The following is a 21,643-nucleotide window of genomic DNA, read 5'->3' on the forward strand; positions in this document are numbered from 1 at the left end:
GTAAACAGGCCCGACCGACGGCATTTCGGTCAGGTGCAGTGTGCGGGCAAGTCTAGATCGGCATTCGGGGAGGGCCTATGCCAAAACTGTCCAGATCGGCTGGCGTTCTTTACCATCTGCGTGGTGGCTTATAACGACAACAGGAATGGCGGCTCATGCGGGATAAGGATTCGGTCTCGATCTACTTCGTTCATCTGGTGACGCATTCTCTGCGTGACCAGCCGCTGCGCCTGCAATCGGTGCTGGAAGGGGCGGGGATCGACATGGCGTTGCTGGAAGATCCGGCGGCGCGGGTGCCCGCCAGTGCATTCGCGGCGTTGTGGTTGATTCAGATCAAGGAGCTGGGCGACGAGTTTTTCGACCTCGACAGCCACGGCATGCCATTGGGCAGTTTCGCGCTGATTTGCCGGGGGCTGATTCAGGAGCCGAATCTGGAAAAAGCCCTGCGCCAGTGCCTGAGCAATTTCGGCCTGTTTCTCAAGGATTTCCGTGGCAGCCTGATCGTGCGCGGTCAGCGTGCGATCATCTCGGTGGACAATCACGCTGTCGAGCCGACCAAGCGCCGCTTCGGAGAAGAGACCTTTCTTCTGTTGATGATCAGCCTGTTGTGCTGGCTGGGCGGGCGGCGCATCACCATCGATCGCGCGCATTTTCGGCACACCCGTGAACGGTTGAGCGACGACTCATTGCTGTGGGGCTTTAACCTGGGGTTTGGTGAAGCGCGTACCGAAGTCGAATTTTCCAGTCATTACTTGCGCCTGCCGGTGGTGCAGTCGCTGCCCTCGCTCAAGTCGTTCTTGCGTACAGCGCCGCAGTGGCTGGTGATCCGCTTTCGCAATCAGCGGGGGCTGGCTTCACAGGTGTATCAACGCCTGCGCAACAGCCATTACGGGCACTGGCCGACGCTGCTGGAAATGGCCGCGGAACTGAAGCTCAGTCCCACCACCTTTCGGCGCCGATTAGAGCGTGAAGGTTGCGCGTTTCAAGGCATCAAGGACGAGGTGCGCCGAGGCATTGCCCAGCAAAAACTGCGTGAGACTGACATGAGCGTGGTCGATATCGCCGCGTTGGTGGGGTTTCAGGAACCCAGCGCATTTCACCGGGCGTTCAAGAAATGGACGGGGGAAAGTCCGGGCGGGTATCGCCGCCAACGGGCATTCGTGATCCAGGAGCTCGACAACGCCCAGTCATGACCGGGCGCTGTCGAGGCGGTCAGCGCTGCGGCTGCCAGGCGTCTTGCCACGCCTTGATGATCGTGTCGTCGAGCATGCCGTTGCTCAGCACATGTTGGCGTAGCTGATCGCCCAACTGCGCGGCAATCGACGGGTTCTGAGTGTGAGCGCGGACGGCTTCCAGCCAGCCTGACAGGGTATTGGGCACCCGAGTCACCGGCAGATCGCCCGAGAACGCGCGCACATCGCTGCACACCACCGGCACGCCGCAAACCCCCAGACGCAGGGCCGCCAGGTCGCTGCGGCAGGTGCTGAACAGGTTATCGATCGCTGGCAGCAGCGCGACGTCAAGGTCCAGCGCTGCCATCGCCTTCGGATACTGATCAGCCCCTGGCAATTCGTGGTGTTCATGGCTGTAAGGGCGCAACAGGCCTTGATGGTCGCCCATCACGATCCATTCCACCTCATCGGCCAGTGCCTCGATCACCGGGACGATCATCTGCAAGTCATGAACTTGCCAGTTGTCGCTGACCAGCCCGACGCGAGGTTTTTGGCCGCGTCCACGGGCGGACGACAGTTGCCCCCAGCTTGCAGTGCTCAAGCGCGACGGAATCAGCCGTACGTCGGTATGAAACTCCCGCGCGATGTCAGCCAGCATTTGCGTGGCAGCCACGACCCGGTCCACATGCTGAAGTAACTGTTGAAGGATCTGAAGGCGCTCCGGGCTGAAGGCGAACGCGTCGTCGCCAGGCTGTTCAGCGCCCAGATGCACGTCATTCAGATCGAGGACGATAAAGGCGTTCGGCAGCACGCGAGCGCGGGCGACGGTCTGAAGAAAGGCCTCATCGAGTCGCGCCTGAAGCACCATGACGTCAGGGTTGAGGCGGGCCTCTTGCGGGATCGACAACGGTGCGCTGCTGAGTTTGCCTTCAATGGATCCCTGCTGTTCGAGCGCTTGCAGGGGGCCGATGACCCGCTCCTGCGGCGCGGCCCACAGCCCGTCCGGATAGGACAGCACCACGGGCGCGCGGCGCCAGGCCATCGGCCGCCAGACCAGTTGCATGTTCAACTCCAGCTCCACCGATTGCAGGTCGAACGACAGGTTGGGGTTGAAGGCCGGGTCGCGCCCGATCAGCGGCAACCATTTGCGGTACATCGCCAGTTGCTCGCCCACGAACCGCTTGCGTTTGATCTGGTAGGCGGCCGTGTCGACATGGGTCTGGCTGACGCTGCCTTCGTGAATTAGCACCGCATGCGGCGTCCAGACATTCAGATAGCCACGCTCGCCGACTTTCAGGCACAGGTCCACGTCGTTGTAGGACACGACGAACGCCGTCTCGTCCAGGCCGCCGACCTCGTCGTAGATCGAGCGACGGACCATCAGGCACGCTGCCGTCACCGCGCTCAGGTCCTGATCGACCTGCACCCGCTGGGTGTAGCCCTGGATGTGTTGGGGCTCGCCGATGTGCTGATGACCGGCCGGACCGTCCATCCCCAGACGCACGCCCGCGTGCTGCATGCGGCCCGTGGGGTACAGCAGCTTGGCGCCGACCACGCCGACTTCCGGGCGCAAGGCATGGTTGAGCAGTTCATCCAGCCAGCGTTCGTGGACGATGGCGGTGTCATTGTTCAGCAGCACCAGGTATTCGCCTCGCGACTGCGCCGCTGCGACGTTGTTGATGCGCGAGTAGTTGAACGGGTGGGGGTAGCGCAGCACCCGGACCTGCGCCGAACCCATGGCTTCGATCTGCGCCAGCCACGCCAGGGCTTCGGGGGTTTCGCTGTTGTTGTCGACGATCAACAGCTCGTAGTTCGGATAGCGGGTCTTGTGCAGCAGGGTTTCCACGCAGCGTTGCAGAAACGGCAGTTGGTCCTTGGTCGGCACGATGATCGAGACCAGCGGTTGCTCGGCATGGCCATACAGCACGTGGTAGCGCCGGGGCAGGGTATGAACGACCTGCGCCTGCGTATAGCCACGGACCTTGAGGTGGCGTTCAAGGGTGCCGATTTCGTGCAGGTTGGGCGTCGTCGCGGGCAAGTCACAGACCAGCAACGGCTCACAGACATGGGCAATGCCCTCGGTGCCGCTGTGTTCGATCTGCCGCAGGATAAGGTCGAATTCTGCCGCGTCGCCGAACTGCGGATCAAAGCCGCCCAGACGCTCAAGGGTCGTGCGAGCGAACAGCCAGTGGGCAGCGGCTTGCAGCGGAAAACTGAGCAGGTAATCGAGATTGAAATCCGGGCGCAGGGCCGACATCAGGCCGCCTTGAGGGTGGCGGTACATTTGATCGGCGAAGGCGAGTGCGAGGTCAGGCGCCTGCATCAGTTGCAGGGCGCAGGCGGTCAGTCCAAAAGACGTGAATTGCGTACCGGCGTCGACCGTCAGCAGCCAATCGAACGCACGGGATTGGACGATCTGGTTCAGCACCGAGGCCATGTTTTGTGTGGCAGGTGCCGTGAGTTCGGACGCCATGACCACTTGACTCGTCGCCGCCAGCGGGCCGTCTTTGGGCAGGCTGTCGAGGGTGAGTTGAACATCAGCCGGGGTCGAATCGAAGTCTTTGATCACCACCAACAGCGAGGGCGTTCCCGACTCACTGAAGTGGCGATCAATCTCGCGCTGCTGCCCTTCGTCTGGCGTGCGGTGGCTCAACCAGGCCTGCACTTGCTGAGGATTCAGGCGTTGCGGCGCAGGGGCAGACAGGTGTGCCAGCACGTCGAAATCGCTAAAACTTTCCGAGTCAGCCAGCGCCCGTGCGCCGACGCGGCCGTTGGCCAGGGAGGTGCTCGCCCAACCGGCTTCACGCACCAGACGATGGAAACGGTGAACGTCGTCAGTGTCCGCCCCCGCAATCTCGATGCCCTGTTCGGTGAGGTGCAGCGGGGCGATGCGGCTGGCGCTCAGCGTTGAGGGCAACAGAATCAGATCGCCGCCACTCAACAGGCGCGCATACAGCGCCAGCGCGCCGAGCAATTCCAGTGATTCACCCATCAAGGTGAACGGGGCTTCGCCCAGGGCGATGAAGTCCTGACGGCGGCACAGCACGCTGCTCGGCTCGCCAATGAAATTACAGGTGAACTCGCCCAGCACGGCCACCACATCAGGGCCGCGCAGCACCAGTGGCTGATCGACGCGAAAACGCGTGGCCAGGTTTTCGGGCAGCAAGGCGCCATCGGCGTCGAGCCATTGGCGATGGGCCGCCACCAGCCGAGCCTGCGGACTGACCGCCAGGGCCATGACCATTTGCTTGATGCAGTCAGGCCCAAGCAGAGCGTCACCGGACAGAAACTTGATGTACTCGCCGCTGGACGCTTCAACCCCCTGCTGGAAACAGGCTTCGATGCCCTGCGCATGTTCGTTGCGCAGGTAGCGAATCGGCCAGGGGCTCGACGCCCGGTACAGATCGCTCACGGTCTCGGCCAAGCCGTCCTGGGTGTCATCGCAAATCACGATTTCAATCGCGTCGTGGGTCTGCTCGATCACGCTGCGCAGGGCGGTTTCGAAAAACTCGGTTCGGCAGACAGCGATGACGACACTGACCAGGCGTTGAGAATCCATCTTGGTTTCCGGTGTGTGAAAAGGGTGACCCGAACGTTCGTTCGCACAGCGCGGCAGACAGAAAATTCCGGCCTGCCATGAAAATGACGCGCAGTCTCTGATGGGCCTGTGAAGCAATAACCCGGCCAAGCCGCAGGCCACGGCAGGGCCGAGGCGAAACCGTCGCGCAGGCACCAGGTGGCGATGACCGTCGAGCGCGATACCCCTTGAGGCCGTGCGAAAAGCGTGTTTGAGTAAATTAATGATCGTCGACCCGTGGCCGATACGCGAAAGACAGGGCGTATCGCTTCGCGCCGATTACATCTCAATCACTGCCTCGGGCAGACTTCAGGATTCATCATGGCGACACCATCGCAATTCGATAACGACACGTTTCAACTGGCCCGCGATCACCTGCAACAGTTCGTCAAGAAAACCGCAGAGCAGTTGCGAGGCGAGTCCGGACGTTTGCTGGAAGTCGGCCCGCAGGACCGTTCTCTGGTCAGGGAGAGCTTCCACAACTTTGCGGTGGAGACGTTCGACATCGTCGATACCTACGGCCCGGACCTGGTGGGCGACATCACCCGAGTCAACGAATTCATTGCCGACAGCGCCTACGATGTCGTGGTGTGCATGGAAGTCATCGAGCACACGTTGAACCCGTTCGATGCCGTGAAGGAAATCCGTCGGGTGCTCAAAGACGGCGGCCATTTACTGATTTCCGCGCCGTTGAACTGGCGCATTCACGGTCCTTCGCCAGATTGCTGGCGCATCACCGAACACGGTTGGAATGCTCTGCTGCGGGACTTCGACATCGTCGAGATCGATATTCTGGAATCCCCCGGTCGTGAACTGTTCCCGATTCGCTACAACGTGCTGGCTCGCTGCAATAAGACCAAGCAGAGCCAGGACAGCGAACTGACGTTCCGTTTCATATGAAGCCTGCCAGCGTGGTAGCCCTTGAGGCGCTGTTGCCAAGGCTGTCGTCTGAAACGTTCGACGCCGACGTCTTCCGCCAGACCGGCGTGTTCGTGGTGCGCAACGCCATCGCCCCGGCAGTGGCGCAGGCCTGGGTGAGCGAGTGGAAGGCGTTTCACGCCGCGATCATGGAGAAGGGCCGGGACGTCAACCGCGCCAACCCGGTGTCGCTCAACGAACAACTTCCCGAACGGCTCGCGCACATGTACCGCGAGCCGGTGTTCGCCAACACCCTGAAGGCGTTCATGGGTGAGCACATTGCGTTGTACAACCATCGCTTTGTGATCAAGGACGCCCTGAGTTCAAACAAGGTCTTTCTGCATCAGGACAGTTGTTACCACGCGGGCCATTCGAACAAATGCAGCGTGTTCGTGCCGGTGAGTCTGGTGAACAAGGACAACGGCGGGCTGACGTTCCACGTCGGTTCGCACCGCCTGGGCGTTCTGGGCGACGCCGGGGAAATCGACCCGGCCAGTTTCGACGTCCAATGGCCGACCGTGACACCTGAATTGGCGCCCGGTGATTTCGTCATCATGGACAGCCGCCTGTGGCACGAATCGGGGCCGAATGTTTCCGGGGTCGATCGCATCATGGCAGACATGATCATTCAGCCTGCCGATGACCCCACCGGCCAGGAGTTGCTGTGCGGCGAATGGCAGACCGATGTGTTTTATTCGCCGAAAACCATCACTCGCCACTTCGTCAGTTCGCGCATCCTTAAAATCGTCAAATACGAGAAAGAATTGGCGCAGTTGAAGGCCGAACTTTCCGCCTCGCGCTGAGAGCGCAATGAAGCCGCCTGAATTTATCGAGGAAAGAACATGACTACCTGTCTTGCAACGAACACGTTTGCGCCGTCCAAGTTGATGCACATTCGGCCTTATCGCGTACTGAGTATCGAAGACGGCCGTGAGGAAGAAGTGAAGTTCTTCATGCCGCCCGCAGACGGGGCAGGCAGCCTGACCGCATTCGAATCGGTGATGCTGCTCAAACTGGTTCGGGCCATCAATCCGAACTTCATTTTCGAGTTCGGCACGTTCGACGGTCGCACCACCCGACTGGTGCTGGAAGACTTGCCGGACAACGGCGACCAGAACCCGCGCATTTACACGCTGGACCTGCCGGATACCGAGGGCGTGGTCTTTCAGGGCGATGACAAGTTGCTGGCCGAAAAGGCGCTGCTGTCGACACGCAAGTACAACCGTTCGCCCAAGAAGGGCATGGTCAAACAGATTCTTCAGGACTCGATGACGTTCGATCCGACCCCGTACAAGGGCAAGTTCGATTTCATCTTCGTCGACGCCAATCACGAGTACGAATACGTCAAGAAAGACACCGAAAACTCCCTGCAAATGTTGGGCGGCGAGCGTAACTGCATCGTCTGGCACGATTACGGTAACCCGCAGTTTCCGGAGCTGACCCGCTACCTGGAAAACCTGGCCGATGACCTGGAGCTTTACCACATTCAGGGCACGATGCTGGTGTTCCACATGCGTGGCGTGAAGGTGGGCGAGGAGCGGCCGGCAGGCTGATGGAGTCCTTCCTCGAAAGGCGCCTTCAACGGCGCCTTTTTTCATAGGCCTTGTCGCGTCTTGCAGGCGCCGACTTTTTGTCTCTCGCGTTGCCGCTCATTTTCCCTTCGTAGACTCAAAGCCCCGTAGAACAAGGCCCTTAGGTCTGTTTGGGGGCGTTGGTTCGGATCTTGCTTCGACAGGCATACGCATCGGCGAAAGCGTCCGATCATGTTCTGTGGAGTGGCGAGTGATGGAAGAGAAAGTCGTAGGTTTGATTGAAGAGGCGATGGAAGCGGACGCTGGGTCGCTGACGGTCGATCAGCCACTGGATTGGGATTCGATTGCCCTGGTGACCTTCATGGCCATGGCCGACGAGCACCTGAACAAGACGCTGTCGGCTGCACGCCTGAACAAGTGTGTGACGGTGCGCGACGTCATCACGTTGGTCGCCGAGTAACGCTGTACTGCCCCATATTCTGGACACGCTCATGACTAGCACGAAATCCCGACAGATCGCGCCAGCGTTGGTGAAGGCCTACTGGCACCCGCTCTGTCTGAAGTCGCAAGTCGCCGACGACAAGGATTTCGTGCGTTTCAACGTGCTGGATTTCGAGGTCGTGGTGTTCAACGACGCCGGTAATCTGATTGCCTTCGACAACCGTTGCCCGCACCGTGGCACGCGTTTTTTCACCGAAGATCGGGGGCGCCAACGGATTCTATGCCCTTACCACGGCTGGAACTATTCCTCCGGTCAATTACGCATTCCCGACGCCAAAAGCTTTACCGGCTGTGACATCGGCAAGGCCAATCTGAATTTCTTCAAGCTGGCGTTGTGTGGCGAACTGGTGTTTTTCGCCATCGAGCCGCGCTCGTCGCTGGCGGATCAACTGGGGCCGGAAATTTATCGGTTGATCGAGCAGGCAAGCCCGGCGCTGAACGGCGTCGCCGATTTCAACCGTTACCCGTTCGAATCCGACTGGTCGATCTCTCTGGAGAACGCGTTGGAGCCGTATCACATTCCGCTGGTGCACCGCGATACGCTGGCCACCTTGAAGCTGGGCCGAGGCGAGAACGTGTTCTACGGCGAAAACTCGATCTGGTATGCCCCCGTGGAGAACGAAAAGGTCGCGCGCCGACTGGAAGGGCTTTCCCGGTTTTTCACGCCGCGAGAGGCGTTTCCCGGTTACATGAGCATCTTCCTTTATCCGTTTTCCATGTTGTCGTCGACCTACGGCTATTCGTGGTCGATGCAGAACTTTTTCCCGTCACCGCACGAGGACCGCACCTGGTTCACCAGTCAGTTGTTCCCGTTGCGCGCCGCGTCCGAGCGTTATGACGAGATCGTCGCAACCTTCATGGCCTCGACCGCTGAAAACAACCGCTCGGTCTTCGATGAAGATCATGACATCTGCAAGCGAATTCCTGGCGACACCTGGTCCTGGGATCCCCCCCGCTTTTTCAGCTCGACGGAAGCCAAGCTTCTGCATTTTCGGGCGTCATGCGCGGAGTGGGCACACCAGGCCGGTCTCGCCGCAACCTCTGGCGAGGATCCCGTATGAGTAGCGTCGCAGGCAGTACCGATGACGCGGTGCGCCGTATTTCTGCAGCCAAGGTCCGGGGCATTGCCTGTGCGCTGCCTGACAACGTCTGCGAAGTGGCTGAGCTGACGGCCCGTTTCGGCGAAGACAGCGTCGCCAAGATCATGGCCAGCACTGGCATCGAACGGCGCCATGTGGTCAAGGACCAGTGCACCTCCGACCTGTGTGTCGAGGCTGCGCAGCGTCTGCTGAACGATCTGGACGTGGATAAGGCGTCCATCGACACCTTGCTGTTTGTCTCGCAGACCCCGGATTACGTGTTGCCCGCCACGGCGTGTACGTTGCAACGACGCCTTGGACTGCCGGTCACGACCGCAGCGCTGGACGTGAACATGGGCTGTTCCGGTTACGTCTACGGGCTGTGGATGGCCTCGGCAATGATTGCCGGTGGCGCCAGCAAGCGGGTGCTGCTGTTGGTAGGAGACACCATCAGCAAACTGGTGGCCCCCGAAGACCGTTCGGTTGCGGCGCTGTTTGGCGACGCCGGTTCGGCGACGCTGATCGAGCATGACCCGTCCGCACCTGTAACCCCGTTCGTGCTGGGCACCGATGGCCGTGGCGAGAAAAACCTCCTCGTGCCTGGCGGTGGTTTCCGTGACCGCAGCGGTCAGGACAGATCGACCTCCGAGGAGGGCGTGCGTGGGCCGTACGACCTGTACATGGACGGCGCCGAGATTTTCGCTTTCACCCTGGCGCGGGTTCCTGCGCTGGTGCGCGCGCTGGAGGCGCAGGCCGCCGAGCAGTCGCGGACGATTGAAAAGTACGTCTTTCACCAGGCCAACAAGTTCATGCTCGAACACCTGGCGAAGAAGGCCAAGGTGCCGTCGGACAAGGTCGTCTTGAACTTGCAGCAAGTCGGCAACACCAGCAGCGCGTCGATTCCGCTGGCGCTGAGCCTGGATGCACAGGGCCAGGCCGCCACCTTGCAAGGCCATTACCTGTTGGCCGGTTTTGGCGTCGGCTATTCGTGGGCCGGTTGCATCGTGGATTTCAACAACACCCGGATCAGCCCGCTGACGCGGGTTCCGCAAGACCGTATCGAGGCGTAAGTGCAGACCAATCCTTTTTCGCTGGATGGGCAGTCCATTCTGGTGACCGGCGCGTCTTCCGGCATCGGGCGTCAGGTCGCGATCTGGCTCAGCCAGCAGGGCGCGCGCATCGTTGCCGTCGGTCGCGACATGCAGCGGCTTGAAGAAACCCTGAGCCAGTTGCAGGGCGAGGGGCACACGTGTCACGCCTTCGACTTTCTCGGCGGCGATGACGTGTCGGCGTGGATGAAAGCGCTGGTCAAGGCGTCGACACCGCTGGACGGGCTGGTGCACGCAGCGGGGGTTCAACTGCCGTTGCCAATTCGGGCCATGGGGCTGGATCACTGGGAAAAGATTTTCGCCACCAACGTCACGTCCGGTTTTTCCTTGATCAAGGCTTTCCGGCAGAAAGGCGTGTGCCGGACGCCGTCGAGCATCGTGATGCTGTCGTCGGTCATGGCCCAGGTCGCTCAACCTGCGCTGGTGGGTTACTGCGCCAGCAAGGGCGCGGTGGAATCGATGGTGCGGGCTGCCGCGCTGGAGCTGGCGCGGGAAGGCATTCGGGTCAACGCGGTCGCGCCGGGCGTGGTGCGCACGGAGATGGCCGAGAAGCTCGAAGGCCTGGTGGGCGAGGACTCCATGGCTGCCATCGAGCGCAAGCACCCGCTGGGGCTGGGCGATCCTCGGGACGTGGCCTACGCCGTCAATTACCTGTTGTCCCCGGCGGCGCGCTGGGTCACGGGCACGTCGCTGGCTGTCGATGGGGGGTATCTGGCCGAATGAACGTCACCAAACTGATCATCGTTGGCGCGGGCGGTCTTGGCCGGGAGGTGCATTCCTGGCTCAAGGATTGGGTCGAGCACAACCCAGGCTACATGATTGGCGGTTTTCTCGATGACGGCAGCCTGTCGCTGAATCGCTTCAATCATTACGCAGACATCCTCTCGACCATTGACGCCTACGAGCCTGCTGAAGACGAGCGGTTGCTGGTGGCCATCGGCAAACCGTCGGACAAGAAGTTTGTCGTGGAGAAACTGTTGGCCAAGGGTGCGCAGTTCTTCACCCTGATTCACCCCACGGCGATTGTTGGCGAGAACGTCAAGATCGGGCGCGGCGTGTTGGTGTGCCCGTTTTCCGTGTTGTCCGTGGACCTGACGATTGGCGATTTCGTGACGGTCAACTCGCTGTGCACCATCGGCCACGACACCCACATCGGCGATTTCTCGACATTGAGCGGCCATTGCGACCTGACCGGTGGCGCCGTGCTGGAAGAGGAAGTGTTCATGGGCTCGCGCTCCTCGGTTCTGCCCAAGGTGCGGGTGGGCAGGGGCGCGGTGGTGGGGGCGGGCAGTGTGGTCCTGCGCGCAGTGAAACCCGGCGACGTGGTGTTCGGCGTGCCGGCCAAACGGATTTCAGGATAGGCATGCCATGGCCCGTTACGCTCGAATCAGTGAAATTGAGTACGAACTCCCCGACCGCGTGCTGGACAACGAAATGCTCGCCCGGGAATTTCCCGAGTGGGACGTCGACAAGATTTTCCAGAAGACCGGTATCAACGAACGGCGCATCGTCGCTGACGACGAGACAGCGTCGGATCTGGCGTTTCGGGCCTGTGAAAAGCTGTTCGCCCACAGCACGACCTCGCGGGACGACATCGACTGCTTGATCTATTGCACTCAAAGCCCGGATTACATGCTCCCGGCCACTGCGTGCATCCTGCAACACCGCTTGGGGTTGCCGCAGCACTGCGCGGCCTTCGATTTCAATCAGGGCTGCTCGGGCTTCATCTACGGACTGGGGCTGGCCAAGGGGTTCATTGAGTCGGGACAGTGCAGGAACGTGCTGTTGATCACGGCAGACACCTACAGCCGTTACATCAACCCCAAGGACAAGAGCGTTCGCACCCTGTTCGGCGACGGCGCGGCGGCGACGCTGATCCAGGCCTCGGACCAGGCGCAACCCTCTCTGGAGCGCTTTCGCTATGGCAGCGACGGCGCCGGGGCGTCCAACCTGATCGTGCCGATGGGCGGCGCTCGCCGACCGTTGGTAGCTGGGCAGGTGCCCGACGAATACGGGGATGACAGCGGCAACGTCCGTTCGGACGCCAACCTGTACATGAATGGCTCGGCCATCTTCGAATTTTCGATGACCCAAGTGCCGAAGCTGTTCGCCTCACTGTTCGATGAGCACTTCACGGTCGAGCATTCCGACCTGTTCGCTTTCCATCAGGCGAACCAGTTCATGCTCGATGCCTTGCGTCGTCGTCTGAAACTGCCTGCGGAGAAATTCATCACCGAGTTCCGTCATTGTGGCAACACGGTGTCGAGCAGCATTCCGGTGGCGTTGAAGGAAGCCTTGAACAAGGGCCAGATTCAGCGAGGGCATGCCATCACGGCGGTGGGATTCGGCGTGGGCTATTCGTGGGGCGGTTGCGTCATTCGCTGGTAGCGGTCGGTCTGAATGGCACGTACCAAGGGCTCCTCAAGGGAGCCCTTTGCATGTGGGCTCAATGATCGAGCAACGCGGCCTGCCAGCGCTGTAGATGCGCGTCGTCGAGCATCCAGTCGCTCACTACCTTCGCTTTCAGGGCCAGACCCAGACGCTTCGCCTGGTCGGGATCGTCGATGTGCATCGCAATCGCTTCGGTCCACGCAGCGGTCGAATTGTTCACCCGCGTCAACGGCAGGCTGTTGCGCAAGCCAGGGACATCGCTGGCGATGACCGGGTAGCCGCAAGCACCCAGTTCCAGGGCCAGACGCGTGCTTTTGTGCGCGCTGTACAGGCTGTTGCCCGCCGGGATCAGCGCCACGTCCAAATCCAGCGAGGCAAGCACGCCCGCATACAATTCGCCGTCGACGGCGCTGCGCCATTCATGAATATAGGGGCGAAGCGATTCGGGGCACGGCCCCATGATGATCCATTCCACCTGACTAGCCAGCGCCTTGATCACGTCCTCGATCAGAGCCAGTTCGCCGAGTTGCGCCGTGTTACCCACCCAGCCGATGCGGGGTTTGCCATCGGGCAGGGCGTAGCTGTAGCCCTGAATGTCTCGCCAGCGGCTTTCGAGGCGCTCTTCGATGATCTGAATACGCGGGTGATACACGCTCAGCACGTCGGCCAGTCCCTCGCTGGAAACGAGGACCTTGTCCATCAGTGGCAGCCCGGTCTTCAAGGCGTACTGGACCTGTTCGTCCGAGGGCGCACCAGCCCGTTGCGAGGCCGAGACCGGGTATTGGCCGAGGTCGTAGACACGCAACGCCTTGCTCAGCGCGCGGGTGGTATTGAGGGTGTGCAGCGCCGCATCGGTCAGCGGACTTTGCAGAATCAGCGTGTCGGGCTTCAGCCGCGCGAACTCGGCGACTGTCAGCAGTTCGGGCGTGATCACCGGCTCGATGTGCAGGCCTTCGGCGAGTTGCTTGAGCGGGGCGGTCAGACGGGTCGCCGATGTCGACAGTTGGGCAGGGTGGGCGAGCACCACAGGCGCAGGCCGCCATGACAAAGGGCGCCAGGTCAGTTCGACGTTGGTTTCCAGTTGCAGGCCCTGACCCCGGGAAGAGAAATTGTCGTTGTACGCCGGGTCGTGAGCCACCGCGTTCAGCCATTTGCCATAGAAGGCCAGCGAGGCGTGAGGTGTGACGCAGAGGTTTTCCGGCGCTTCGTGCAGCAACACGGTATAGGGCGTCCAGACGATCAGTCGCCCGGTGTCTTTGACCCGCAGGCAGAGGTCGACATCGCCCAGGCAATCGCTGAAGTCACCTTCGTCCATGCCGCCCAGCGCATCATAAAGAGCGCTGCCGATCATCAGACACGCCTGGCTGACCGCGCTGTAGTTCTGATCGACCACCAGGCGCTGCATGTAGCCTTCACTGGCCCCGTTCTGCCCACTGAACAGGTGGGTCGCCGGAGCTTCCAGCCCCAGGATGATGCCCGCGTGCTGGATCGTGTTGTCCGGGGCCAGCAGCTTGGCGCCGACCACACCGACTTCCGGACGTTGAGCATGGTTGAGTAGGTTGTCCAGCCAGTTGCCGTGCAGCACGGCAGTACGAGGACTAAGCAGCAACAGGTAGTCGCCGCTGGCGTGTCGGGCGGCGAGGTTGTACGTGGCCGAGAGGCTCAGGTCGCCGGGGCAGCGCAGGACACGCACCTGCTCCAGTTGCATGGCTTCGACACCGTTGAGCCAGTCCACCGCAAGCGGGTCCTGGCTGTCATTGTCCGCAATGATGATCTCGTAGTGCGGGTAGGTGGTCTTTTCCAGAAGGCTTTCCACGCAGCGTTGCAGCATCAGAATCTGATCGCGGCTGGTGACGATGATCGTCACCTTCGGTTGCCCGGCATGGCCGTACTGAAGTTGGTAATGCCGCGGCCGTGACTCGACGACCTGGCCGTTGGCGTAGCCACGGGCGTGCAGGTGGCGCTGTAACGTGCGCACTTCGTCCGGGTTGCTCTCCCGTGGCTCGGGGCGGTAACTGACCAGCGGCTCGGCGATGTGCTCCAGCCCGCCAAGGCCTTCGTGTTCGATCAGGCGCAGGATCAGGTCCAGCTCCAGCGCCTGGGGATAACGCCCGTCGAACCGACCGGCATCGATGGCCGAATAGCGGTTGAAGAGCCAGTGCCGGGCCGTGGCTTCGGGGAAGCTCACCAGATAATCCAGATTGAAATCCGGCCGCAGCATCACCTCCGAGGCCGGCTCGGGCGTTTGCGCGATGTCATCGGCGAACAGTGCCCGGGTCGTTGGGTGCTCGGTAATGTGGACAGCGGCTTTGAGCAGCCCGGCGACGTTCAGTGTGGAGCCGGCCTCGATCAGCATGAACCAGTCGAAGCCGCTTTCTTCCAGCAGCCGGTTCAGTTGCTGCGCTCGGTTGTGGCCGGTCACCGGCAGATAATTGGCGTTGTCCGTCGCGTCCGGCTGGCCGTTGGCCGGGTCGTACAGCACGAATACTTTCGGCGGCATCCAGCCGCGGGTGGCGGCTTCGACACTCGTCAGCGTGCGTTGCAGCGGCAAGGCTCTGCCGTGCAGATCCGACACGACGATTGCCAGGCCCGGCGTGCCATGGTGCTGCTGGAAGTAGTGAACGATGTGCGGCTTCTGCGGGCCGGTGGGCCTGCGTTTTTCTGCCCAGTCCTGAACATGGTCGTGACGCAGTTCGGCGGCGGATTTCTGTAGAAAGTACGCCCGCAGGTTGAAGTTGGCGAAGTTTTCCCGGTCTTGAAGGGGGGCGATTTTCACGTCGCCGTTGATACCCCGCTCACGCAGCCATTCCAGCTCCTTGGTGATGCGGTAGTAATTGTTGTGGCCTTCCTTGGCCACTTGCGGCGCCGCCCGGGCGATACTGCTGCTCTGGGTGTCGGTCATGCGAAAGCGTGACAGCGGACGCTTGAGCAGCGCCAGGTTGCCTTGCCGAAGCAGCTTCACATACAGGCTGATGTCGCCCAGCCAATGAATGGTCTGGCCCTTGAGCGACATCAGGTCCTGACCGTAGGCCAGTGCATCGTCCCGTCGGCACATCACCGAACTCGGCTCGCCCATGAACGTCAGCGGGATTTCCGACAGCAGGGCGACCAACTCCGGACCATGGATCACCACATCGTCCTTGAACGGGAAAAACGTCACCAGGTTGTCCGGCAGAAAGTCGCCGTTTTCATCGAACAGGCGGCGCGTGGCAGCGGCCAGGGTGATGTCCGGATGCCCATGCAGCAAGGCCACCAGCGTGCTGACGCAATCGGGTTCCAGAAAGTCGTCGTCGTAGAGGAACTTGACGTATTCGCCATGGGCCTCGCGAATGCCGCGCGCGACGTTCAGCGCCTCGCCCAGCGACTGCTCGTTGCGGTAGTAACGAATCGGGAAGGGGCTTTGCGGCGTGAGCGTTTCCACCAGATTGACGATCCCGTCGTCACGGCAATCGTCGCAGATCACGATTTCCAACTGATCGTAATCCTGCGCAAAGGCGCTGCGCAGTGCGACTTCGAAGTACGTGGGCTTATAGGCCGGAATGACGATGCTGACCAGGCGTGACGCGTTCATCGGAATCCTTACATCTGATTGGACGGCCGCTGCTGCCTGCGACGAGAGCAGGCGAGTGACAGGAAAAAGGGTTTGAGGCAGGGCACGCTCTGCAACGGCGCTGCGAAAGGGGCGGTCTCAGGCGCGTTCGGACAGCGCCGTTTGCAGCACCTCGATGATGCTGTCGAATGCCTCGACGCTCAGCGCATCGAAAATCGGCAGGCAGAGAATCCGGCTGGAAATGTCGCTTGCGACCTTCAGGCGCTCGGGCCTGGCTGACTCCAGATGGCGGTACATCGGGAAGGTCGAAATCAGCGGATAGAAATAGCGTCGGACCAGAATGTCCCTTGCACGGAAGCGTTCGAACAGCGCGTCACGAGACAGCGGAAAGTCATCGCCCACCACCACTGGGAAATAGGCAAAGTTGTGGTCGTCGCTCGGCGAAAACAACAGTTGTAGGCCCGGCATGTCGGCGATGGCCTCGCGGTACATGGTGTCGATGCGCTTTCTGCGCGCCAGGGCGCCGTCGATGTAGTTGAGTTGCAGCAGGCCGAAGGCCGCGTTGACTTCGCTCATCTTGCCGTTGATACCGGGCGCGACCACGGTCACTTCGTCTGCGAAACCGAAGTTTTTCAGGTAGTCGATGCGCTGCTTGGTCTTGGCGTCGGGGCAGATGATGGCCCCGCCCTCGAAGGTGTTGAACACCTTGGTGGCGTGGAAACTGAGAATCGACAAGTCACCGTTGCGCAGGAGGCTCTGGCCCTGATGGCGTACGCCAAACGCGTGTGCAGCGTCGTAAATCACTTTCAGGCCGTAACGGTCGGCGATTTTCTGAATGCGGTCGACGTCACACGGCGTGCCGTAGCAATGCACCGGCATGATGGCGGTGGTCGCGGGCGTGATGGCCTCTTCGATGCGGTCAGGGTCCAGGTTGAACGACCCCGGCGCGATGTCGACGAAGATCGGTTTCAAGCCGTTCCACAGCAGCGAGTGGGCGGTGGCGACGAACGAGTAGGGCGTGGTGATCACTTCCCCCGTCACGCGCAGGGCTTGCAACGCGGTCAGCAATGCCATGGTGCCGTTGGAGAACAGGCACAGGTGTTCGACGCCCAGGTAATCCGCCAAATCCTTTTCCAGCTTCTCGTGAAACGGCCCGGCGTTGGTCAGGTGGCGGCTTTCCCAGATCTGTTCCAGATACGGAACGAACTCTTCCAGCGGTGGCAGCAGAGGCTGTGTGACGGGGATTTTCTTGGTCATGGGAATCCTGTGCTCCATGTACGCACGACGGCGAATACACAATGCTTGCAAGCGGGCAGGAGCCGTAATACTCGCTGTCATGGAAATGGCGCTTCAAGCGCTGTTAGGGGCGAAATAGCAAGAACCCGGCCAACCTCGTACGGGACGAAAGATGCGCTTGATATTCCGAACGCCTGATGTCTATTTTGTACACCTCGCCGCTCAGGCGGCCTGCCTAATAAGAAGGATCTGAGTCATGTTGACCGATGGCCACAATTCACTCGCGCAGCGATTGATGGGCATTGATGAAATCGAATGCGTCACCCCGGACCTGAACGGCGTGCCGCGCGGCAAGGTGATGACGGCGGAAGGCTTTCTTGAAGGCCGTCGTCTGCAACTCGCGCGGGGCGTGTTGCTGCAATGCATCATGGGTGGCTACCCGGCGGCGAAATTCTACGGCAGCGATGACGGCGATCTGGCGCTGGTCGCCGATGCGCAGCAGATTCACCGCCTGCCCTGGAGCGAAGATCCTCGTGCATTGGCGATCTGTGATGCCGATGAGCTGGACGGCGAATCCTCCGGGCTGTCGACCCGTGGTCAACTCAAGTCGGTGATCGCTCGTTACGCTCGCCATGGCTGGTCGCCCGTGGTGGCCACTGAACTCGAATTCTTCGTCTTCGCCCCCAACAGCGACCCGAATCTGCCGTTCAAGCCGCCGGTCGGTCTGGATGGTCGGCGGGAAGACGGCCAGTCGGCGTTCAGCGTCAGTTCCAACAACGGCCTGCGCCCGTTCTTCAGCGAAGTCTATAAATGCATGGCGGCGCTGGGCCTGCCTCGTGACACGTTCATGCACGAAATGGGCGTCAGCCAGTTCGAGATCAACCTGCTGCACGGCGATCCGCTGCTGCTGGCCGACCAGACATTCCTGTTCAAACACATGCTCAAGGAAGTGGCACTCAAGCACGGCCTGACCGTGGTGTGCATGGCCAAACCGCTGGCACACACGCCGGGCAGTTCGATGCACATTCATCAGAGTGTGGTCGACAGCGTGACTGGACAGAACATTTTCAGCGACGCCCAAGGCGAACCGACCGCTGCGTTCCACCATTTCATCGGCGGTCAACAGGCGGCGATGGCGGATTTCACGGCCTTGTTCGCGCCCAACGTCAATTCCTACCAGCGTTTGTGTCATCCTTTCGCGTCGCCGAACAATGCCTGCTGGTCTCACGACAACCGCGCCGCTGGGCTGCGCATTCCCGCCAGCGCACCTGTGGCCCGTCGTGTGGAAAACCGTTTGCCTGGCGCAGATGCCAACCCCTACCTGGCCATAGCAGCTAGTCTTGCAGCGGGGCTGTACGGCATCGTGCAACAGTTGGAGCCGTCGGCGCCGATACAGGGGGAGTTTGATGTTCCGGACAATCTTTCGCTGCCATGTACCTTGCATGCGGCACTGGAGCGTCTGAAACGCAGCCCGCTGGCCAAGGAACTGTTCGGCACCGAATTCATCGAAGGCTACATCGCGTCGAAGACCTTGGAGTTGACCAGTTTCTTCAACGAAATTACCCCTTGGGAGCGACGTGTGTTGGCTGCCCAAGCTTAAAAAACGTCATGCGCACACCTTCCGTGGACGAGGGTGTGCGTTTTTGGAAAGCCGATGCGCCAAATCTGGAAATCCTTTCGAGCGCTGTACTTCGCCTCACTGATGATGTTGATCGGTTCGGGCCTTCTGAGCACCTACCTTGCCTTGCGTCTGGCCGCCGATCAGGTCGACGGCCTGTGGGTCGGTGCGCTGATGGCGGCCAACTACGTGGGGCTGGCCCTGGGCGGCAAGGTCGGCCACCGGCTGATCGGGCGGGTAGGGCACATTCGCGCCTATGCGACCTGTGCCGGGATCGTTGGTGCTGCGGTATTAGGGCATGGGTTGATCAATTACCTGCCCGCGTGGATTTTCCTGCGGATGATCGTGGGTCTGGGCATGATGTGCCAGTACATGGTCATCGAGAGCTGGCTCAACGAACAGGCCTCGCCCAAGCAGCGCGGCACGGTGTTCAGTGGCTACATGATCGCGTCGTACTTGGGGCTGGTGCTCGGTCAGCTGATTCTGGTGGTGCATCCCCAGTTGGGGCCTGAGCTGCTGATGCTGGTCGCCATGTGTTTCACTCTGTGCCTGGTGCCGGTGGCCATGACCCGCAGCATTCACCCGGCGCCGATGCGTCCGGCGCCCCTGGAGCCGCTGTTCTTCATGCGCCGCGTGCCGCAATCGCTGACCACGGTGTTGAGTGCCGGTCTGATCATCGGTTCGTTCTATGGTCTGGCGCCGCTGTATGCCGCGCAGCAAGGACTGTCGACCGAACACGTCGGTCTGTTCATGGCGACCTGTATCGGCGCCGGTCTGTTGGTGCAAGGTCCGCTCGGCAAACTGTCCGACCGCTACGACCGCGCCTGGCTGATTCGTGGCGCTGCCGGTCTTCTGTTGCTGGCTGGCTTGCCACTGGCGATTTTCCCTTCCATGCCCATTGAAGTGGTGTTCGTCATGGGCTTTCTGGCGTCGCTGCTGCAGTTCGCCCTGTATCCGCTGGCCGTTGCATTTTCCAACGACCACGTTGAGGGGGAGCGTCGAGTCTCTTTGACCGCCATGTTGTTGATGACCTACGGCGTCGGCGCCAGTATCGGGCCGTTGGTGGCGGGCGTGCTGATGAAGCAGTTCGGCAGCAATATGCTGTATGCATTCGTCTGTTTTACGGCATTGATTCTGGTGCTGCGGGTTCGTCCGAAAGCGGTCACCAATCTGCATCAGGTGCAGGATGCGCCATTGCATCACGTTGCGATGCCGGACAGCATGGCCGCCTCGCCGCTGGTGGTGGCGCTCGATCCACGGGTCGATGAGCAAGTGGTTCAGGATCAGATGCAGAACCCGAACGAACCGGGTTACGTGGCACCTGCCGAGAGTGATACGAGCAACGAGCCTCCTGAACCAGAGCCTGAACGCGTCGTGCCGTCAGGGGAGGGTGTTGTACGCCCGGTTGCGGTGGTCGATGAAGTGAACGCTGTCGCGCCTGTTGATGGAGCGCGAGACGTGGGCGTGGACAGGCCGTTGTAATCAGAATCAGAGGGTGCAAACGAACTGTGGGAGTGAGCTTGCTCACGAATGCGCTAGATCAGCTTCTCGGAAGGATGCTGTCAGGACGCCATCTTGAGCAAGCTCACTCGCACAGTGGTCAAGCAACTGGAATCAATAATCAGTGATCAGAAATCGTCGTCTTTGTCGAATCGACGGGCTTCGCGCTGCAAGTGGTACACAAAACGCTCGACCTGACGCTGCACCAGACCACTTATGTTGTGAAAGCGCACACCGGCGAACGTGGTGTTGAATTTCTCTTCGAAGTGCAGATGGCGAAGCTCCACAGACGTGGTCATGCTGCCGATCGGCAGGTCTGCCGTGAAACGTTCATACACCTGGCCCAATTGCAGGCGCTGGGATTCATCGCCCTCGAAACGCAGCTTGCAGCCGGTCGCGGAAATGTCCAGCAGCTTGCCTTTGAGTGGGGTCTTGACCTTATCGCCATCGAGCTTGATGTCGACCAGCGAGGCCAGCTTGAGGGCGGCACGGAACGCATTGCGGCGCTGGTGGTAAACCACTTCTCCCGGCAACGGCCCACGGTAGCTGTGCGGTTCGTCGACAATGGTCATCTGGGCTTTGACTTCCCAGGCAACGCGCACGCCATCATGGAAGCCTTCAACGCGGAACGGCTCACCGGCGGCCATGAAACGCTCGCCATCGCGAGGAATCATTTCATCCAGCGCCAGCACATCGCTGTCGCGGTCGACTTCGATGACATAGCTCTGGAAACGCTGGCTACGTTCGTGAAAGGTGATGATCAGCGGATCGTGGCTGTCCATCAGCAATCGCAGGGTGGAGGCAATTTCCAAAGGTGTGGTGATGACCTTCGGTGGCTGCGGAGCATCTTCCGCACTTAATGCATTCACGGTTTATCCATCTCCAGGCAAAAAACGACAGCGTGCGGCGCGAGGCATTTTGCCATCATGTTGCACGCCTTGATACAAGAACTTACGCCTGGCTAAGCGGACGTGGTCTGGCTCTGCCCGATGTTGAACCCCGGCTGTCGTACAGCGTCGGCGTGTCACCACCATTGAGAATTCTGAGCTGTTGGGCCGTGGTCAACTGTTGAAGTTGAATCAGACTGCCATTCTGCTCGTTCGCAGCCTGGCACTCGGCTATCAGCGCACTCAGTTCGTCGCCCGCTTTCAACAACGCGTCGCCGACTGACGAGTGTTTGGCCACTTCTTCGAGTCCCGCGCGGCTGGCGGGCAGGCCAAGACTCGACAGCAGTTGACTGCGTCTGCGTCCGTGCTGTTCGAGCACGATCACCAACGCCTGTTTCTGCGCCAGGATGTGTTCCATTTCGACCATATTGCGACCGTGAAGGGCCAGTGATTCAGCCTTCAGGATCTCCAGCAGGTGCTGGGTCGGCGCAATATCGTCCGTGATCAGTTGAAGCAACGTAGTGTCTTGCATCGCATGCCCTGGGATTCAAGCGTCCAGAAGCCCCTGCGCGG

At 60.8% G+C, this 21,643-nt stretch carries 17 protein-coding genes; 12 read left to right on the plus strand and 5 right to left on the minus strand.

Features of this window, described 5'->3' with window-relative positions:
• Positions 1-155: 155 nt before the first annotated feature.
• Positions 156-1,193 (plus strand): AraC family transcriptional regulator, encoded by a 1,038-nt coding sequence (locus tag ACI5GA_RS24160; protein ID WP_421424575.1) that lies wholly within the window; start codon positions 156-158, stop codon positions 1,191-1,193.
• A 19-nt stretch (positions 1,194-1,212) separates the two neighbouring features.
• Here ACI5GA_RS24160 and ACI5GA_RS24165 read toward each other — a convergent pair whose 3' ends face one another.
• The gene (locus ACI5GA_RS24165) at positions 1,213-4,731 is read right to left on the minus strand and encodes a glycosyltransferase (protein ID WP_421424577.1); all 3,519 of its coding nucleotides are present in this window, start codon (positions 4,729-4,731) and stop codon (positions 1,213-1,215) included.
• A 339-nt stretch (positions 4,732-5,070) separates the two neighbouring features.
• Here ACI5GA_RS24165 and ACI5GA_RS24170 point away from each other — a divergent pair, with 339 nt between their 5' ends.
• The 9 genes from ACI5GA_RS24170 (at position 5,071) to ACI5GA_RS24210 (ending at position 12,276) form a co-directional block, all read left to right on the plus strand.
• On the plus strand, positions 5,071-5,649 hold the full coding sequence (locus ACI5GA_RS24170; protein ID WP_421424579.1) for a class I SAM-dependent methyltransferase: 579 nt from the start codon (positions 5,071-5,073) through the stop codon (positions 5,647-5,649).
• Positions 5,646-6,470 (plus strand): phytanoyl-CoA dioxygenase family protein, encoded by an 825-nt coding sequence (locus tag ACI5GA_RS24175; protein WP_421424581.1) that lies wholly within the window; start codon positions 5,646-5,648, stop codon positions 6,468-6,470. The genes ACI5GA_RS24170 and ACI5GA_RS24175 overlap by 4 nt, the downstream gene beginning before the upstream one ends.
• 39 nt (positions 6,471-6,509) lie before the next feature.
• Positions 6,510-7,220, plus strand: a complete 711-nt coding sequence (locus ACI5GA_RS24180) for a class I SAM-dependent methyltransferase (protein ID WP_421424583.1) — start codon at positions 6,510-6,512, stop codon at positions 7,218-7,220.
• Between the two features lie 232 nt (positions 7,221-7,452).
• Positions 7,453-7,659: an acyl carrier protein gene (locus ACI5GA_RS24185; RefSeq protein WP_108240597.1), complete on the plus strand. Its 207-nt coding sequence runs from the start codon at positions 7,453-7,455 to the stop codon at positions 7,657-7,659.
• A 31-nt stretch (positions 7,660-7,690) separates the two neighbouring features.
• A complete protein-coding gene (locus ACI5GA_RS24190) occupies positions 7,691-8,761 on the plus strand; it encodes an aromatic ring-hydroxylating oxygenase subunit alpha (RefSeq protein ID WP_421424585.1) in 1,071 nt (356 codons plus the stop codon).
• The gene (locus tag ACI5GA_RS24195) at positions 8,758-9,849 is read left to right on the plus strand and encodes a 3-oxoacyl-ACP synthase III family protein (RefSeq protein ID WP_404632821.1); all 1,092 of its coding nucleotides are present in this window, start codon (positions 8,758-8,760) and stop codon (positions 9,847-9,849) included. Before ACI5GA_RS24190 ends, ACI5GA_RS24195 begins: the two co-directional genes overlap by 4 nt.
• Positions 9,850-10,611 carry an SDR family NAD(P)-dependent oxidoreductase gene (locus ACI5GA_RS24200; protein WP_421424588.1) on the plus strand — a complete coding sequence of 254 codons (762 nt, stop codon included), beginning with the start codon at positions 9,850-9,852 and terminating at the stop codon, positions 10,609-10,611.
• On the plus strand, positions 10,608-11,249 hold the full coding sequence (locus tag ACI5GA_RS24205; protein WP_404632825.1) for an acetyltransferase: 642 nt from the start codon (positions 10,608-10,610) through the stop codon (positions 11,247-11,249). Before ACI5GA_RS24200 ends, ACI5GA_RS24205 begins: the two co-directional genes overlap by 4 nt.
• 7 nt (positions 11,250-11,256) lie before the next feature.
• A complete protein-coding gene (locus tag ACI5GA_RS24210) occupies positions 11,257-12,276 on the plus strand; it encodes a ketoacyl-ACP synthase III (protein WP_421424591.1) in 1,020 nt (339 codons plus the stop codon).
• Between the two features lie 58 nt (positions 12,277-12,334).
• Here ACI5GA_RS24210 and ACI5GA_RS24215 read toward each other — a convergent pair whose 3' ends face one another.
• Positions 12,335-15,850, minus strand: coding sequence for a glycosyltransferase (locus tag ACI5GA_RS24215; RefSeq protein ID WP_421424594.1), 3,516 nt, complete (start codon positions 15,848-15,850; stop codon positions 12,335-12,337).
• Positions 15,851-15,967: 117 nt separating this feature from the next.
• Positions 15,968-17,086 carry a dTDP-4-amino-4,6-dideoxy-D-glucose aminotransferase VioA gene (vioA, locus tag ACI5GA_RS24220; protein WP_421424595.1) on the minus strand — a complete coding sequence of 373 codons (1,119 nt, stop codon included), beginning with the start codon at positions 17,084-17,086 and terminating at the stop codon, positions 15,968-15,970.
• Positions 17,087-17,423: 337 nt separating this feature from the next.
• Between vioA and ACI5GA_RS24225 the strand changes: the two genes are divergently transcribed.
• Positions 17,424-18,665 (plus strand): glutamine synthetase family protein, encoded by a 1,242-nt coding sequence (locus tag ACI5GA_RS24225; RefSeq protein ID WP_421425530.1) that lies wholly within the window; start codon positions 17,424-17,426, stop codon positions 18,663-18,665.
• Positions 18,666-18,719: 54 nt separating this feature from the next.
• Positions 18,720-20,165: an MFS transporter gene (locus tag ACI5GA_RS24230; RefSeq protein WP_404632833.1), complete on the plus strand. Its 1,446-nt coding sequence runs from the start codon at positions 18,720-18,722 to the stop codon at positions 20,163-20,165.
• A 146-nt stretch (positions 20,166-20,311) separates the two neighbouring features.
• Here the strand turns inward: ACI5GA_RS24230 and ACI5GA_RS24235 are convergent, their stop codons facing one another.
• Together ACI5GA_RS24235 and ACI5GA_RS24240 are read right to left on the minus strand one after the other, a co-directional pair.
• Positions 20,312-21,052, minus strand: coding sequence for a flagellar brake protein (locus tag ACI5GA_RS24235; RefSeq protein ID WP_404632835.1), 741 nt, complete (start codon positions 21,050-21,052; stop codon positions 20,312-20,314).
• 82 nt (positions 21,053-21,134) lie between these two features.
• Positions 21,135-21,602, minus strand: coding sequence for a flagella synthesis protein FlgN (locus ACI5GA_RS24240; protein ID WP_421424597.1), 468 nt, complete (start codon positions 21,600-21,602; stop codon positions 21,135-21,137).
• Positions 21,603-21,643 lie beyond the last annotated feature (41 nt).

This window comes from Pseudomonas sp. Pseu.R1 (genome assembly GCF_045764065.1).
Lineage (GTDB): Bacteria > Pseudomonadota > Gammaproteobacteria > Pseudomonadales > Pseudomonadaceae > Aquipseudomonas.

What these genes read in the sequence shown, in the direction of transcription:
- ACI5GA_RS24190 (WP_421424585.1), top strand. Translation starts at nt 7,691, where the DNA reads ATGACTAGCACGAAATCCCGACAGATCGCGCCAGCGTTGGTGAAGGCC.
- ACI5GA_RS24185 (WP_108240597.1), top strand. Translation starts at nt 7,453, where the DNA reads ATGGAAGAGAAAGTCGTAGGTTTGATTGAAGAGGCGATGGAAGCGGAC.
- ACI5GA_RS24170 (WP_421424579.1), top strand. Translation starts at nt 5,071, where the DNA reads ATGGCGACACCATCGCAATTCGATAACGACACGTTTCAACTGGCCCGC.
- ACI5GA_RS24240 (WP_421424597.1), bottom strand. Translation starts at nt 21,602, where the DNA reads ATGCAAGACACTACGTTGCTTCAACTGATCACGGACGATATTGCGCCG.
- ACI5GA_RS24165 (WP_421424577.1), bottom strand. Translation starts at nt 4,731, where the DNA reads ATGGATTCTCAACGCCTGGTCAGTGTCGTCATCGCTGTCTGCCGAACC.
- ACI5GA_RS24230 (WP_404632833.1), top strand. Translation starts at nt 18,720, where the DNA reads ATGCGCCAAATCTGGAAATCCTTTCGAGCGCTGTACTTCGCCTCACTG.
- ACI5GA_RS24210 (WP_421424591.1), top strand. Translation starts at nt 11,257, where the DNA reads ATGGCCCGTTACGCTCGAATCAGTGAAATTGAGTACGAACTCCCCGAC.
- vioA (WP_421424595.1), bottom strand. Translation starts at nt 17,086, where the DNA reads ATGACCAAGAAAATCCCCGTCACACAGCCTCTGCTGCCACCGCTGGAA.
- ACI5GA_RS24195 (WP_404632821.1), top strand. Translation starts at nt 8,758, where the DNA reads ATGAGTAGCGTCGCAGGCAGTACCGATGACGCGGTGCGCCGTATTTCT.
- ACI5GA_RS24205 (WP_404632825.1), top strand. Translation starts at nt 10,608, where the DNA reads ATGAACGTCACCAAACTGATCATCGTTGGCGCGGGCGGTCTTGGCCGG.
- ACI5GA_RS24180 (WP_421424583.1), top strand. Translation starts at nt 6,510, where the DNA reads ATGACTACCTGTCTTGCAACGAACACGTTTGCGCCGTCCAAGTTGATG.
- ACI5GA_RS24215 (WP_421424594.1), bottom strand. Translation starts at nt 15,850, where the DNA reads ATGAACGCGTCACGCCTGGTCAGCATCGTCATTCCGGCCTATAAGCCC.
- ACI5GA_RS24160 (WP_421424575.1), top strand. Translation starts at nt 156, where the DNA reads ATGCGGGATAAGGATTCGGTCTCGATCTACTTCGTTCATCTGGTGACG.
- ACI5GA_RS24175 (WP_421424581.1), top strand. Translation starts at nt 5,646, where the DNA reads ATGAAGCCTGCCAGCGTGGTAGCCCTTGAGGCGCTGTTGCCAAGGCTG.
- ACI5GA_RS24225 (WP_421425530.1), top strand. Translation starts at nt 17,424, where the DNA reads ATGACGGCGGAAGGCTTTCTTGAAGGCCGTCGTCTGCAACTCGCGCGG.